The sequence below is a fragment of the Mesorhizobium sp. RCAM 05099 genome (assembly GCF_059683685.1).
Map to the genome: position 1 here is coordinate 5,631,421 of NZ_CM185035.1, position 13,829 is coordinate 5,645,249.

Annotated in this window: 10 protein-coding genes and 1 pseudogene; 6 read left to right on the top strand and 5 right to left on the bottom strand. The window is 63.2% G+C overall.

The annotated features are described in order from the left end of the window. Nucleotides 1-6: 6 nt before the first annotated feature. Nucleotides 7-1,134, bottom strand: a complete 1,128-nt coding sequence (locus AC56QQ_RS27765; RefSeq protein WP_497124153.1) for a BMP family ABC transporter substrate-binding protein — start codon at nucleotides 1,132-1,134, stop codon at nucleotides 7-9. 294 nt (nucleotides 1,135-1,428) lie between these two features. Between AC56QQ_RS27765 and AC56QQ_RS27770 the strand changes: the two genes are divergently transcribed. Continuing rightward, a complete protein-coding gene (locus AC56QQ_RS27770; protein WP_497124154.1) occupies nucleotides 1,429-2,103 on the top strand; it encodes a GntR family transcriptional regulator in 675 nt (224 codons plus the stop codon). A 154-nt stretch (nucleotides 2,104-2,257) separates the two neighbouring features. On the opposite strand, the pseudogene AC56QQ_RS27775 reads toward AC56QQ_RS27770, so the two are convergent. Further along, nucleotides 2,258-2,380 (bottom strand): annotated as a pseudogene (locus tag AC56QQ_RS27775) (IS110 family transposase); the annotation flags it as partial. Nucleotides 2,381-2,570: 190 nt separating this feature from the next. Between AC56QQ_RS27775 and AC56QQ_RS27780 the strand changes: the two are divergent. The 5 genes from AC56QQ_RS27780 (at nucleotide 2,571) to AC56QQ_RS27800 (ending at nucleotide 9,262) form a co-directional block, all read left to right on the top strand. After that, nucleotides 2,571-2,789 (top strand): hypothetical protein, encoded by a 219-nt coding sequence (locus AC56QQ_RS27780; RefSeq protein ID WP_497124155.1) that lies wholly within the window; start codon nucleotides 2,571-2,573, stop codon nucleotides 2,787-2,789. A gap of 61 nt (nucleotides 2,790-2,850) precedes the next feature. Beyond that, the gene (locus AC56QQ_RS27785) at nucleotides 2,851-3,990 is read left to right on the top strand and encodes an efflux RND transporter periplasmic adaptor subunit (protein WP_497124156.1); all 1,140 of its coding nucleotides are present in this window, start codon (nucleotides 2,851-2,853) and stop codon (nucleotides 3,988-3,990) included. Beyond that, the gene (locus AC56QQ_RS27790; protein WP_497124157.1) at nucleotides 3,987-5,561 is read left to right on the top strand and encodes an FAD-dependent monooxygenase; all 1,575 of its coding nucleotides are present in this window, start codon (nucleotides 3,987-3,989) and stop codon (nucleotides 5,559-5,561) included. Before AC56QQ_RS27785 ends, AC56QQ_RS27790 begins: the two co-directional genes overlap by 4 nt. A 116-nt stretch (nucleotides 5,562-5,677) precedes the next feature. After that, nucleotides 5,678-8,779 carry an efflux RND transporter permease subunit gene (locus tag AC56QQ_RS27795; protein ID WP_497124158.1) on the top strand — a complete coding sequence of 1,034 codons (3,102 nt, stop codon included), beginning with the start codon at nucleotides 5,678-5,680 and terminating at the stop codon, nucleotides 8,777-8,779. 150 nt (nucleotides 8,780-8,929) lie between these two features. Beyond that, the gene (locus AC56QQ_RS27800; protein WP_497124160.1) at nucleotides 8,930-9,262 is read left to right on the top strand and encodes a hypothetical protein; all 333 of its coding nucleotides are present in this window, start codon (nucleotides 8,930-8,932) and stop codon (nucleotides 9,260-9,262) included. On the opposite strand, the gene AC56QQ_RS27805 is transcribed toward AC56QQ_RS27800, so the two are convergent. The 3 genes from AC56QQ_RS27805 to AC56QQ_RS27815 form a co-directional block, all read right to left on the bottom strand. Continuing rightward, complete coding sequence (locus AC56QQ_RS27805; RefSeq protein WP_497124161.1) at nucleotides 9,238-10,773, bottom strand: winged helix-turn-helix domain-containing tetratricopeptide repeat protein; 1,536 nt, start codon at nucleotides 10,771-10,773, stop codon at nucleotides 9,238-9,240. The genes AC56QQ_RS27800 and AC56QQ_RS27805 overlap by 25 nt on opposite strands. Nucleotides 10,774-10,887: 114 nt before the next feature. Then, nucleotides 10,888-11,487, bottom strand: coding sequence for a hypothetical protein (locus AC56QQ_RS27810; protein WP_497124162.1), 600 nt, complete (start codon nucleotides 11,485-11,487; stop codon nucleotides 10,888-10,890). Nucleotides 11,488-12,195: 708 nt separating this feature from the next. Next, entirely contained in the window at nucleotides 12,196-13,800 is a 1,605-nt protein-coding gene (locus AC56QQ_RS27815) for a GMC family oxidoreductase (RefSeq protein ID WP_489859894.1), read from the bottom strand. Nucleotides 13,801-13,829: the final 29 nt, after the last annotated feature.

The window sequence follows — 13,829 nt, forward strand, 5'->3', positions numbered from 1 at the left end:
CTCAGATCACGCGGTCGAGCCGACGACGCCCTCGACCAGATAGTCCATGCTCTCAAGCTCGATGGCGGTCTCGACGAAGGCCTGGCCTTCGGCGGCGACGACGACGCCCTTGTTGCTCTTCAACGGACCCTTGATGACGGCGAAGCCGCCCTTCATCATTTCGGCCAGGGTGGCGTCGAACTGCTTGCGCGCCGGTTCGCCGACGGCGGGACCAAGCGGGCTCATCTTGACGAAGCCGTCGGCCAGGCCGCCGCGCGTGAAGTTCGGCAACGGCGTGCCGGCAACGAGATCGTCGACGAACATCTTGTAGACCTTGGCCCAGTTCCACTCGGCGCCGGTCAGGTATTTTTCAGGCGCCAGCGGGCTCTGGTTGGCGTGGTAGCCGCAGACGAAGGCGCCGCGCCCGGCGGCCGTCTCGACCACCACTTTCGGGCTGTCGACATGGCAGGTGATGACATCGGCGCCCTGGTCGACCAGCGCGTTGGTGGCTTCCGCTTCCTTGACAGCCAGCGACCATTCGCCGGTGAAGATGACCTGGCAGGTGATGGTCGGATCCACCGAGCGCGCGCCGAGCAGGAAGGAATTGATGTTGAGCAGCACCTGCGGAATGGGCTTGGCGGCGACGAAGCCGAGCTTCTTGGTCTTCGAGGTGTGGCCGGCGACGACGCCATTGAGATACTGGCCCATGCCGATATAGCCGAAATAGGAGCCGGCATTCATCGGGTGCTTGGCCTTGTCCCACATGCCGCCGCAATGGCGGAACTGCACGTCGGGGAATTTCGCGCACATGGCCAGCATGTGCGGATCGAAATAGCCGAAGGAGGTCGGGAAGATCAGCGAGGCACCGTCGAGATTGATCATCGATTCCATCGTCTTCTGGACATCGACCGTCTCCGGCACGTTCTCCTCCTCGACGACGGTGATGCCCTCGATGCCCTTCAGCGTCGCCGCACCTTCGGCATGCGCCTGGTTGTAGCCATAGTCGTCCTTCGGCCCGACATAGATGAAGCCGACGGTGGCGGAGGCGGCGAAGGCGCGGCTGATCGGAAAGGATGCCGACGCCAGGCCGAGTGCGGCTCCTGCGGCGGAGGTCTTGAGCAATTGGCGGCGGTTAAGCATGAATCTCTCGGTCATAGTGAGTGCTCCCCTTTTAGGACCCTTTTCCGGGTCGGTTAACTTGCCGTCAAGAAAGTGCATGCAATCACCGTGCCAGTTTCCGGATTGAAATTTATCCAATGAAATCAGTCATCATATCAAAAGCTCCTGCCCACACCTGAGGCAATTGCATGCACTTTTTGCCTTGTAAATAGCCAGTTTGACAGGCAGATTAAAATAGAGGCATAGAGGGCATATCGAGTCGAAGCGGCCAACGAGTCGGCCGACTCCACGAGAAGACGCAACGGAGGAAACTTGTCGGGGAAGCGCAACTTGATCAGGTCGGGCACGACCGTGGATCAGATGGTCAGGGCGATCGGCGACCGGATCGTCACCGGCTACCTGCGCCCCGGCGAAAAGCTGGACGAGACCTCACTTGCCGCCCGCTTCGACGTATCACGCACCCCGGTCAGGGAGGCGCTCGGCCAGCTCAGCGCCATGGGCCTGGTCGAAAGGCGGCCCAACAGGGGCGCCATCGTCGCTGTCGTGACGCAGGAGCATCTCGCCTCGATGTTCGAGAGCATGGCCGAACTGGAAGCGATCTGCGCGCGCTTCTCGGCCGAGCGCATGACCAGCAGCGAGCGTCGCGCGCTCGAGGTCGAGCACCAGGCTTCGGCGCGGATGGTGCGGCTGGGCGCCGAGGAGGACTACGAGTATTTCAACACCGAGTTCCACACCCGGCTCTATCGCGGCGCCCACAACATGCATATCCACGATCTCACCGTGATGACCCGCAGCCGGTTGGCACCTTTCCGCCGCGCCCAGTTCATGTTGCCCGGACGGCTGGCGAAATCCTGGCAGGAACACGAACTAATCGTCACCGCAATCATGCGCGGTGACGGCGTCGCTGCGGGCAAAGCCGCCAGAGATCATGTCTCTATCGTCAGCGAGGCAAGCGCGGTGTTCGCGGCTGATGGCCGCAAGCCAGTTCGGCGGGACGTGGCCTGAAAATTCCGGACAGCCCGAATCGTGGCAGACGATGTCTGCTCCCAGGCAGCGCAAAGTTTCGCGCCAACGGCTGATATGAGGCGCTTAGACGACAGGCAGCTTTTGGGGCCTTGTATGGACGGCTCTCCGTTGGCAAGGGATTTGTGAGCTTTTGCCATGCCAGCACACGCCCACGGGTCAGCTTCCTGCGAACTGCAACTTCGCCAGCCGCATCCACGCCGTGGACTTGAAACACGGACTTCGCAATATCCGGACCGATCGTCGTAACGTTCTTCATCATAGCGCTCCTCCAGCTCTGATCCCGCGATCATACCGCAGGAAGGGAGGAGAGCCGTCCACCGCATCAGATGCGGACGGGCAGCCTTCGGGATGATCGGCTGGGAAAGCCGATTTTACCTGCAGCGTGGTACTGACCGCCGTAAGGCGGAACCGTATTTTCTGAAGCCGCAGGAGTTCTGTTCGCATCAGTGATCGGCGCCATCAGTCTTGCGTCGGAACTCTATCGCTTGGTTGATACATCTCCTCGCGATGCCTTTGGGATTACGGCATCGACCTGCCTAAAACGAACTGCTTTACCCAAAACATCGGAAGAATTTCGGAAACCGATCGGGATTTCCGAGGCCCAAAACCGCAAGAAGATCGGGCTGGCGAAAGACAGGCCGCAACGCCTTGTCCCTCCCAGCTGAAGCATTTTCCCGGTCGCCGCATCCTCCCCCGGCGATCGCACCCTTGGTCATGGAGAACAACATGATTGCCGCACTTTTTCACAACAAGTCGCTCAGGCGCCGTCTTGTCGCCGGCTCGGTTGCCGTCCTTGCTTGCGGCGCCGCAGTAATCTGGCACGGCGCGAGAAGCGAGGCATCGAATGCAAGGCCCGCCACGCCCGAGACCAAGCTCGTCAAGGTCATGGCGGCTGCGCCGACAAAGGACGCCGACATCCGCGTCGCCATCGGCGAGATCCGCCCGCGGCTGGAAAGCGATCTCGGCTTCCGCGTTTCCGGAAAGCTCATCGAACGCAGCGCCGAGATCGGTGCGCTGGTGAGGAAGGGCGACGTTCTCGCCCGCATCGACGACCAGGATTATCGCAACCGCCTCGCCAGCGCCGAGGCCGATGTGGCGGCGGCACAGGCCGTGCTGGTCGAAGCCAGCGCCGCCGAAGCGCGCATCAGCGCGCTCCTCGCCAAGGGCTTTACCACACGCGCCAATCACGACGCGACGCTGAAGAATTTGCGCTCCGCGCAAGCCAAACTGAAATCGGCGACCATCGCCTTCGAGATGGCCAAGGACCAGCTCGGCTACACCGAACTCCATGCCGAGTTCGACGGCATCGTCACCGCCACCGGCGCCGAAGCAGGCCAGTCCGTCAATGTCGGGCAGATGGTGGTGCGTATCGCCGATCCCAAGAGCCGCGACGCGGTGTTCTCGATCGCCGAAGCCGCCTTTGCCGGCGACGGGCACGGCAGTGATATCCCTGCCGTCACCGTCTCACTGCTCAGCAATCCGGCGATCTCGACGACCGGCACGGTGCGCGAGATCGCGCCGATGGCCGACGCCGCCACCCGCACCTTCCAGGTGAAGGTCTCGCTCGAAAATGCGCCGGATGAAATGCGCTTCGGCGCCAGTGTCGCCGGCCGCGTCGAGATCGCGGGCGCGCCGGTCGTGCTGCTGCCGGGCAGCGCCCTGTTCGACAAGGATGGCCAGCCGGCCGTCTGGGTGGTCGACGCCAGTTTCGCGGTGAAGCTGAAGCCTGTCGCCATTGCCCGCTACGAGACCGACCGCGTGGTCGTCAGCGATGGGCTTGCCAAGGGTGACCGGGTTGTCACCGCCGGCGTAAACCGGCTGCGGGAACACGAAAAAGTCCGTATCATCGAGGGAGAAGGAAAATGACCATGTCCAAAACCAAGGTCCTCATCGCCGGGGCCGGCCCGACCGGCCTAACGCTGGCGCTCTGGCTGACCAGGCTCGGCGTGCCGGTGCGCATCTTCGACAAGGCCGCCGCCCCGGGCGAAACCTCGCGGGCGCTTGCCGTCCAGGCCCGCACGCTGGAATTCCATCGCCAGATCGGCATCGTCGACGACGTGCTCGAGGCAGGTGTGAAAATCGAGCGGCTCACCATCCACACCCCGGCCGGCGTCGCCGCCAGGCTGCCGCTGTCGGATTTCGGCCGCGGCATCAGCCCCTATTCCTTCGCCTTCGCGTTGCCGCAGGACATCCACGAACGCGTGCTGATCACGCATCTGGAACGCGCCGGCGTCGAGGTCGAGCGTGGCACGGAGCTGGTCGCATTCCAGGACAAGGGTGAAGCGGTCATTGCCACACTGTGCAAGGATGGGCGAACTGAAACCGTCAGCGCCGCCTATCTCGCAGGGTGCGATGGTGCCCGCAGCGCCGTGCGCCATGGGCTGAACATCGGTTTTCCCGGCGGTACCTACGAGCAGTCGTTCTATGTCGCCGACGTGAAAGGCAGCGGCGACATCACCCGCAACGGCATGGACACGACGATCAGTGCCTACGGTTTCGCCATCGTCATGCCGGTCCGGCAGTCCGGTTCGGTGAGGCTGATCGGCATCGTGCCGAAGGCGCATGAGGCGGACGAGACGATCCCCTTCGAGGCGATCCGTGCCGATGTCGAGCGTGACACCGGGGTGAAGGTGCAGGAGGTGAACTGGTTCTCGACCTATCGGGTCCATCACCGCGTCGCCGAGCGCTTCCGCGCCGGCCGCGTGTTCCTCGTCGGCGACGCCGGTCACATCCACAGCCCGGCCGGCGGCCGGGGCATGAACACCGGCATGGGCGACGCGGTCAACCTCGCCTGGAAGCTCGCCGCCGTGGTGCAGGGCCGAGCCGATGCACGCCTGCTCGACAGCTACGAGCCGGAACGCATCGCCTTCGCCCGCAAGCTGATCGAAAGCACCGACAAGGTGTTCCGCTTCGTCACCAGCCGCTCCCGGCTCGTCGGTCTGTTCCGGCGCTACTTCATGCCGAGGGTGCTTAACATCGCGCTGCACACCTCGTTCGGCTCGCGTGCCTTCTTCGGTGTGATCTCGCAGGCGGCAATCAACTACCGCGCCGGGCCGATTAGCTCGGGCATGGCGGGCAAGGTCGGCGGCGGCGACCGCCTGCCCTATGTGCCGATGCCGGGCGGCGACAATTTCGAGCCGCTGCGCTCGCTCGACTGGCAGGTCCATGTCTATGGCGAGGTCGATGCCGAGTTCCGGGCGATGATCGCCCCAAGCGGCATCCCGATCCACGCCTTCGCCTGGTCCGATACAGCCGGGAAGGCCGGTTTGCAGCGCAACGCCGCCTATCTGGTGAGGCCCGACGGCCATGTCGCGCTCGCCTCGCCGGTACAGGAAGCAGCGAGCTTCCAGCGCTATCTCGCGGGTCTCGCCATCAGGCCAAGGACGGCCGAGCGAGCTCCCTATCGCGTGGCCGGCACCATGCACAGCCTGGCCTGAACCTCCGGCGCCGGCCTGACCGGCCGGCGCCGCCCAAAGATCCGACACCCCAGAAACGTCAGCCGGCGCAGCCCGGCCGCGCGGGAAAGCGCGCGCCTGAACACAGGAGTTGCATCATGACCAGCTTCAACCTTTCCGAATGGGCGCTGCGCCATAAGAGCTTCGTCATCTACCTCATGGTGGCGGCGGCGCTCGCCGGCCTCTACGTCTATGGCGGCCTCGGCCGCGAGGAGGACCCGCCCTTCACCATCAAGACCATGGTGGTGAAGACGCTGTGGCCGGGCGCCACGACCAGCGACACGGTCAAGCAGATCACCGATCGCATCGAGAAGAAGCTCGAGGAGCTTCCCAAGCTCGATTACGTCAAGAGCTACACCAAATCAGGTGAATCCGTGGTCTTCGTCAACCTCAAGGATACGGTCGCGGCCGACGAGGTGCAGCCGCTCTGGTACCAGGTGCGCAAGAAGCTCGACGACCTCAAGCCGATGATGCCTTCCGGCGTCCAGGGGCCGTTCTACAATGACGAGTTCGGCGACACCTATTCGTTGATCTATGCGCTCACCGCCGACGGCATCAGCCATCGCGAGCTGAAGGACCTGGGCACCAGCCTGCGCGCCGGCCTTTTGACCGTGCCCGACGTCGCCAAGGTCGAGCTGATCGGCCAGCAGGACGAGAAGATCTACCTCGAATTCTCGACGCAGAAGGTTGCCGCACTCGGCCTCGATGTCGGCACGTTGACCCAGGCGCTGCAGGCGCAGAACGCGCTTGCACCGAGCGGCACGGTCGATGCCGGCCCCGAGCGCATCGCCATCCGGGTGTCGGGCAGCTTCACCTCCGAAGCGAGCCTGAAGGCCATCAACTTCTATGCCAATGGCCATTACTTCCGGCTCGGCGACGTTGCCGAGGTCAAGCGCGCCTATTCCGATCCGCCGCAGCCTATGTTCCGCTTCAACGGCAAGCCGGCGCTTGGCATCGCGGTCTCGATGACCGCGGGCGGCGACGCCCTGGCGCTGGGCGAGAACGTCAAGGAGAAGATGCATGCGATGGCGGCCGAGCTGCCGCTCGGCGTCGAGCTCGGCCTGGTCGCCGACCAGTCGCATGTGGTGGAGGAATCGGTCGGCGAGTTCACCAAGAGCCTCGGCGAAGCCATCGCCATCGTGCTTGCCGTCTCGTTCCTGGCGCTCGGCTGGCGTCCCGGCATCGTGGTGGCGGTCGCCATCCCGCTGGTGCTCGCCATCACCTTCATCACCATGGCCTATTTCGGCATATCGCTGCAGCGCATCTCCCTCGGCGCGCTGATCATCGCGCTCGGCCTTCTGGTCGACGACGCCATGATCGCGGTGGAGATGATGATCTCCAGGATGGAAGAGGGCTACGACAAGATCTCGGCCGCGACCTATGCCTACACCTCGACCGCCTTCCCTATGCTCACGGGGACACTGGTGACGATCGCCGGCTTCGTGCCGGTCGGCTTCGCCAAGAGTGGTGCTGGCGAATACTGCTTCTCGCTGTTCGCTGTCGTCGGCATCGCGCTGGTCGTCTCCTGGATCGTGGCGGTGCTGTTCACGCCGCTCACCGGTGTGGCGCTGCTGCCCGATCGCATCAAGGGTCATGACAGCCACCAGCCCTCGCGCATCGCCGGCGGCTTCCAATCGCTGCTCGAAGCGGCGATGCGGGCAAAGTGGCTGGTGCTGTCGGCGACAGCCGGGCTGTTCGCGCTCCCGGTCGTGGCGATGGGCTTTGTCGGCCACGAATTCTTCCCGAAGTCCGACCGGCCGGAAGTCATGGTCGATCTCACTCTGCCGCAGACGGCGTCGATCAAGGCGACGGGCGAAGTTGTCGACCGTGTCGAAAAGCTGCTTGCCGCCGATCCCGACATCGACCACTGGAGCTTCTATGTCGGCCAGGGCGCGGTGCGCTTCTACCTGCCGCTCGACGCCCAGCTTGCCAACGACTTCTTCGCCCAGGCCGTGGTCGTGACCAAGGGCCACGCGGTGCGCCAGGCGGTGATTGACCGGCTGGAAAGGGAGCTGTCGACCGGCTTCGACAATGCGATGGCCCGCGTCACGCCGCTGGAGCTTGGCCCGCCCGTCGGCTGGCCGCTGAAGTTCCGCGTCAGCGGTCCTGATCCGGACAAGACGCGCAGCCTGGCGCAGCAGTTCGCGCAGGTGCTGGGCAGCAATGCTGCCGTGCGCAACATCAACTACGACTGGAACGAGCCGGCCAAGGTCATCAAGGTCGAGGTCGACCAGGATCGGGCGCGCGCGCTTGGCATCTCCTCGCAGCAGCTCTCCGAGACCATCAACGCGATCCTGTCGGGCTCGAAGATCACGCAGATGCGCGACGACACCTATCTCGTCGACATCGTCGCCCGCGCCGTGGATTCGGAACGCGCCAGCATCGACACGCTGCGTGGCCTGACGATCAGCGCATCGGGCGGACGGCGTGTGCCTCTGGAACAGGTGGCGAAGCTCGCCTACCAGACCGAGCCGCCGCTGGTCTGGCGCCGTGGCCGCCTGCCGACCGTGACGGTGCAGGCCGACGTCGCGCCGGGCGAGAACGCTACCACCGTGTCGCGGCGGCTGGAGAGCGCTATCGCTGCCTTCAAGGCGGAACTGCCGGCGCGCTACAGCGTCGAACAGGGTGGCGTCATCGAGGACAGCGCCAAGGCGCAGGCCAGCATCTTCGTGGTCTTCCCGCTGATGCTGTTCATCATGGCGACGGTGCTGATGGTCCAGCTGATGAGCTTCCAGCGCCTGGTGCTGGTGCTGCTCACCGCTCCGCTTGCGATTATCGGCGTCGCCGGCGCGCTGCTCCTGTCCGGCGCCCCGATGGGCTTCGTCGCCATCCTCGGCGTGATGTCGCTGATCGGCATGGTGATCCGCAACTCGGTCATTCTGATCGCGCAGATCGACCAGCACATCGCCGCCGGCGAAGAACCCTGGGCGGCGGTGATCAGCGCCACCACGCATCGGTTGCGGCCGATCCTGCTGACGGCGGCAGCCGCCATACTCGGCATGATCCCCATCGCGCCGACGGTGTTCTGGGGACCGATGGCCTATGCGGTGATGGGCGGCCTGATGGTGGCGACCGTGCTGACGCTGATCTTCCTGCCGACGCTCTATGTCGCCTGGTTCCGGATCAAGGCGCCGGTCGAAACGATGGATGCGTCGGAGTCCGCGGAGGCCATCGTCGAACCACGGCCGCTGGCCGCCTGAACGGATATCGCCCTCGCCGACATGCCAGTCGGCGGCGGCATCACAACCGCGAGCACGTGCTCGTGGCTTACCCGCGGGACGGACGGGAAACTGCCCGGCTTGTCGCGCCAACCTCCCACTGGACGTCAACCAACATCTGGAGAAACGACAATGCGTATGAAATCCATGAAGACGTACCGCTCGGCCGCAGCTTTGCTCGCCCTCGCCCTCACCGCCGTCGAGATCGTCGGCAGCGCCGTGCCTGTCCTGTCGCTGGTCAACACCGCCGAGGCCCGCATCGGCGCCCCCTGGACGCCGCGCAGCGCCGCAGGCGTTGCTCGCCGCGCCACCACATGGCGGGTGCTGAGACACACCACGGCCTGGGTCGCCACATTACCCGCGGGCTGCGTGCGCGCCAAGGTCAACGGTTTCGACGTCTGGCGTTGCGGTGGCACCTACTACCGGGCCTATCAGGGCCGCTATATCGTGGTCGTCGTCGATTGACCGGCCTCGGGTGTCGTCTCGCCGAGGGCCAGTCTGACGCCTTCGGCGAGATGCTCGGCATCGGCCTTGTTCTCGAACGGTACCCCGCGCAGCGCATAGTCGATCGGCGAAAACGGATCGCCCTCTTCGATGAGGGCGATCTGCCGCCGAGCCCGCTCCATGTCGCCTATCTGCGCGTAGCAGGCCGCCAGCCTTGTGCGTATCCAGGGCGCCGGACGCGTCGCCAGCTCCAGCGCTTCCGCCGCCTGCCGGTATTCCCCCATCATATAGAGCGCCAGCGCTCGGTCGAACTGGTACCAGTGCGGGTGCAAGGGATCGATGCGGATGCCGCGCGCTAGCCAGTCGAGCGCCTCGAGCGGCCGGCCGCGCATGGTCAGCAACATGCCCATCTGCTCGATACTGTCGGCATCGTAGGGGTTGAGCTGCAGGGCGATGCGCAAATGATGTTCCGCCGCTTCGTGGTCGCGCATATAGAGGCGGATCAGCGACTGCACACGGTGACCGGTCGGCTGGTCCGGCGACAAAGCGAGGCCCTTGTCGGCAAGGTCGCGCGCATTTTCCAGCACCGCATCGCTGGCGCGTCCGAACTCTCCGTCCAGCGCCCGCACCAGGGCAAGATAGGTATAGGCCAGACCATAGTTCGGATCCTTGGCGATCGCCGCCTCGAACAGGATTTCCGCGCCGCGCTGGTCAGTCTGTGCGGGATCGCGCAACATCGCGAAGCCACGCAGCAGAAGCTCGTAGGCGGCAAGGCTGGTTATCGGCTTGCGTGAGGCCTGCTCCAGCCCGGCATTGGCGACCCGCGTGACCAACCGGCTGACGATCTGCTCGACGATCTCGCGCTCGATCGCGAACAGGCCATCGCCTTGTGACTGGTAGCGGTCGCCCCAGAGCTGGCTGGCGGTGGCGATATGGATGAGGCTGACGGCCACGACGACATGCTCGCCCTGACGGCGCAACGACCCTTCCACCAGATAGTCGGCGCCGATACGAGCACGGATCTGCGGCCACTCGGAGCGGCCAAAGGAGGTGAAGGAAAAACTGGAGTTCCGCGCCAGCACCGTGACGGTGCCGAAGCGTGCGACACCGTTTATCAGATCCTCGGCGAAACCGTCGACCATGGCTTCGTCGGCCGCATCTCCGCTCTCGTTGCGGAAGCGCACCACCGCCACGATCGGCTGGGCGCCGATCTCGGGCGCGGCTTCCGCCTGGGCTACCAGCATATAGCCACGCTTGGGGACGGTGCGCACCATATCGTCGCCCACTACCTTGCGGATTTCACGCACCGACTGCGTCAGCGAATCCTCGGTGACGTAGACACCCGGCCACACCACATCCATCAGCTCCGATTTCGGAACGACCCGGCCCATGTTGCGCGCAAGGTGCGAGAGCAGCGCGTAGGCCTTGGGGCGCAAGAACAGCGGCTCGTTGACGCCCCGCAGCGTGCCCATGGCGAGGTCTAACGTGAACCCGCCAAACCGGAACACCTGGTCGGCAACCGCCGCAGTCATCGGGACACCCCTCCCCGGAACTGGATCATGCCGCATCGATTCCCACATCGCGCGCGGCAGGGACACATGCATTATTGCCCAATGCGCAATTTCAATCAAACGGGGTTTCGGCGATCATGGTCCGGAGGCCGCTATGTAGCAGAAGGGCGTGGACCGCATTGATGATAGGTCGGCGAACGGGTTCTTCTGCTCGGGAGAACCGAGATGGCGATAGTAGTCGCCGTAGAGGGTTCGCAGATTCCCCATATTTCGGTTGCCGGTCGACGCCGAACGGTCTGCCTTCCCCTTTGCGGGCGCAATTCGATCCAACCAATATTTGTGCACCGCGCGCGCATCGTCGCGCGTGATTTCGCCCATCGGCCTGTCCCCAACCAGCGCGATGAAGACATCGACGCTCATTTGGCGTTTTGCCTTCCATCGTTTCTTCTGATCTGCGCTTTTGGTACGAAGTTCATCGCGCACGATCTCGTCGAAATAGAGCTTCAGTGCTTCCGATATCTTATCATCGGGGCGGGAGACGGTTCCGGTGACCGCGTCAACCGCCGGGGAGTTGGCTGGTTTTGCAATCGTGGCCTCGACGCGCTGCAGGATGGTGTCCAGCGGCTCGGCGACGAGGATGTTGGCGAGCGGCCGATAGACAAACCCCAGCGCCTCTGCGCGCTTGATAGCGCGCCGGCAACGAATACGCGCAGCTTCTGAGTTTTCGCCGAGCATGAGAGAGGACCATAACGCGTTATCGGCAGCCTCATGAAGATCACGTGCTGTGCGCGCCTTTAACCGGTCCGAGGTGTCCAACGCACTGCGGACGAATGCACCGCGACCATCGAGATCTCTTAGTCCCTTTGGGACGCGTCGGTAGTAATGGAAGCGATCGCCCCTGCGTTGCAGAAAGCGATCCGGGACTAGCGCATGAGCGTGAGGAAATCACGCGCAATCAAACAGCAAAATCAATAACTTACGGAAGAAGCCGATGGTACCGTTGGCTGGGATCGCTTGCGACCCTACTTAATTGTTTCTATTCGTTTTTTCCCGGCTCTAATCACCGATTTGTATCACAATAGGTATCACAATACGTAGCACATTTACTGCTGCTTCGTGGGCGCAACCAGAGGTACGCGGTCGAAGCCGCCGCTATATAGTGACATCCTCATGCAATGTCGACTCTGCGCGCCATCCTGCTTCTTTCCGCCGCGCCGAGCTAAACGCCCTCTTGTCCAAATGAAATTGGTGGACCCGGTTGTGGACAAGCAACGACCGATACCGACATTCGCTGATCCTAGCTATTTAAGAAAACAGAACGTGTTCGGAACCGAGCAGACAATTGTTTAGCTCAGCCGAGAGAAACGGCCTTGGGTGGGCAGCGAAACCAGTCTTTCTATTGGCCACGCCAAGCATGCCCCGAGCATGAGTGAGTCGCATCGCTCAGGCAATTTGGTGAACGATCGCCGCTGATATTTTCTCAGCAGCCATGATAATGGGTGCATTGACGTTGGCGGAGGGGATTTTCGGCAAGATCGAGCCATCAACAACGCGCAAATGTTTAGTCCCGTGCACCATGCCCACCGCATCCGTGACCGCCTCGCCGTCCGTGCCCATGCTGCACGTGCCAACTGGATGATGTTCGGTGTTTGCGACATTGCGGATAAAGGCTTCGATTTCGGCATCCGTTGAATTGCGGCCTACCGCGTCCAATTGCCCGGCACTGTGCTTGCTCCAGGCAGCCTGTCCGGCCATTTCCAGCGTCTTGCGCACGCCGTCGACCATTTCGACCATATCGCGCCGGTCATCGAAATAGTTGAACTGAATTGCCGGATACTTTTTCGGGTCCGCTGATTTTAGTCGGATAGCGCCTCGGCTGAACGGGCGCATCTGGCTGACAAAATATTGAAAGCCGTCTCCCAGCACCACTTTTCCGGACTGGAAGTCGGCCAGAAAGGGCAGAAACTCGTGCTGCAGGTTGAAATAGTCCGTGCCGCTGCCGCCATCGAAAAAGGCGCCTACTTCAAAGAAGCTGGTAGCGCCCAGCCCGGATCTGAACAGCAGCCATTCCAAACCCAGTTTGATCCGTCCGAGACTTTCCAGTTTGCGGTTGATGGCGTCGGCGCCGTTGGAACGGAAGCGCAATGAGGCCACGACGTGATCCTGCAGGTTCCGTCCGACACCGGGGCTGTGCGCGACCAACGGAATGCCATGGCTGCGCAGGTGAGCGGCCTCGCCCACGCCCGAGAGCATCAGGAGGTGAGGTGAACCGATCGTTCCGGCAGACAGGATCACCTCACGCCCCGCCATCGCCTTTTCGACCTGACCATTGCGGCTGTAAACGACGCCCGTGGCCGTCGTGCCGTCAAAAGCGATTTTCTCGACTAGGCAGCCGGTTTTGACCGTCAGGTTGGGGCGCGACATCGCCGGGCGCAGATAGGCCGCGGCGGTGGAACAGCGCACGCCTTTGCGGATCGTTGCTTGGGTGACGTGCACGCCTTCCTGGCTTCCGCTGTTGTAGTCACCGGCGTTGCCGAGCCCATATTGCTCACCTGCCCGCAAAAAAGCATCGTAAAACGGATGTTTGGCCTCGCTGCGGGTCACGCTCAACGGGCCGGAGCCACCCCTGTTGGGATCGCGCCCACCCTCAAAACTCTCCATCTTGATAAAATAAGGCAGGCAGTCGGCGAAGCTCCAGCCCTCGACGCCGAGCCCAACCCATTGGTCATAGTCCTTGGGATTGCCACGGACGAAGACCATGCCGTTGATCGACGAACTGCCGCCAAGACAGCGGCCGCGCGCCTGGCCGATCCTTCGATGGTGCAAGGCGGGTTCCGGCTCGCTTTCGAACTTCCAGTTGTAGACGTCGCTTTCTATTGGGAACGTCAGCGCGGCCGGCATCTGGATAAAGAGGCTTCGGTCCGATGGCCCCGCTTCCAGAAGGCAGACGGATACGTTGGGGTCCTCGGTCAGGCGATTGGCCAGTACGCAACCGGCTGACCCCGCTCCCACGATGACATACTCGTATTCATTGGATTTGACACTCATGAGCGAGGTCCTCGCGTGCAATCGGTTTG

Bases quoted from the DNA above. Each gene is read 5' to 3' on its own strand.
- AC56QQ_RS27765 (WP_497124153.1), bottom strand. From the start codon at position 1,134: ATGACCGAGAGATTCATGCTTAACCGCCGCCAATTGCTCAAGACCTCC.
- AC56QQ_RS27785 (WP_497124156.1), top strand. From the start codon at position 2,851: ATGATTGCCGCACTTTTTCACAACAAGTCGCTCAGGCGCCGTCTTGTC.
- AC56QQ_RS27790 (WP_497124157.1), top strand. From the start codon at position 3,987: ATGACCATGTCCAAAACCAAGGTCCTCATCGCCGGGGCCGGCCCGACC.
- AC56QQ_RS27795 (WP_497124158.1), top strand. From the start codon at position 5,678: ATGACCAGCTTCAACCTTTCCGAATGGGCGCTGCGCCATAAGAGCTTC.
- AC56QQ_RS27800 (WP_497124160.1), top strand. From the start codon at position 8,930: ATGCGTATGAAATCCATGAAGACGTACCGCTCGGCCGCAGCTTTGCTC.
- AC56QQ_RS27805 (WP_497124161.1), bottom strand. From the start codon at position 10,773: ATGACTGCGGCGGTTGCCGACCAGGTGTTCCGGTTTGGCGGGTTCACG.
- AC56QQ_RS27810 (WP_497124162.1), bottom strand. From the start codon at position 11,487: ATGCTCGGCGAAAACTCAGAAGCTGCGCGTATTCGTTGCCGGCGCGCT.
- AC56QQ_RS27815 (WP_489859894.1), bottom strand. From the start codon at position 13,800: ATGAGTGTCAAATCCAATGAATACGAGTATGTCATCGTGGGAGCGGGG.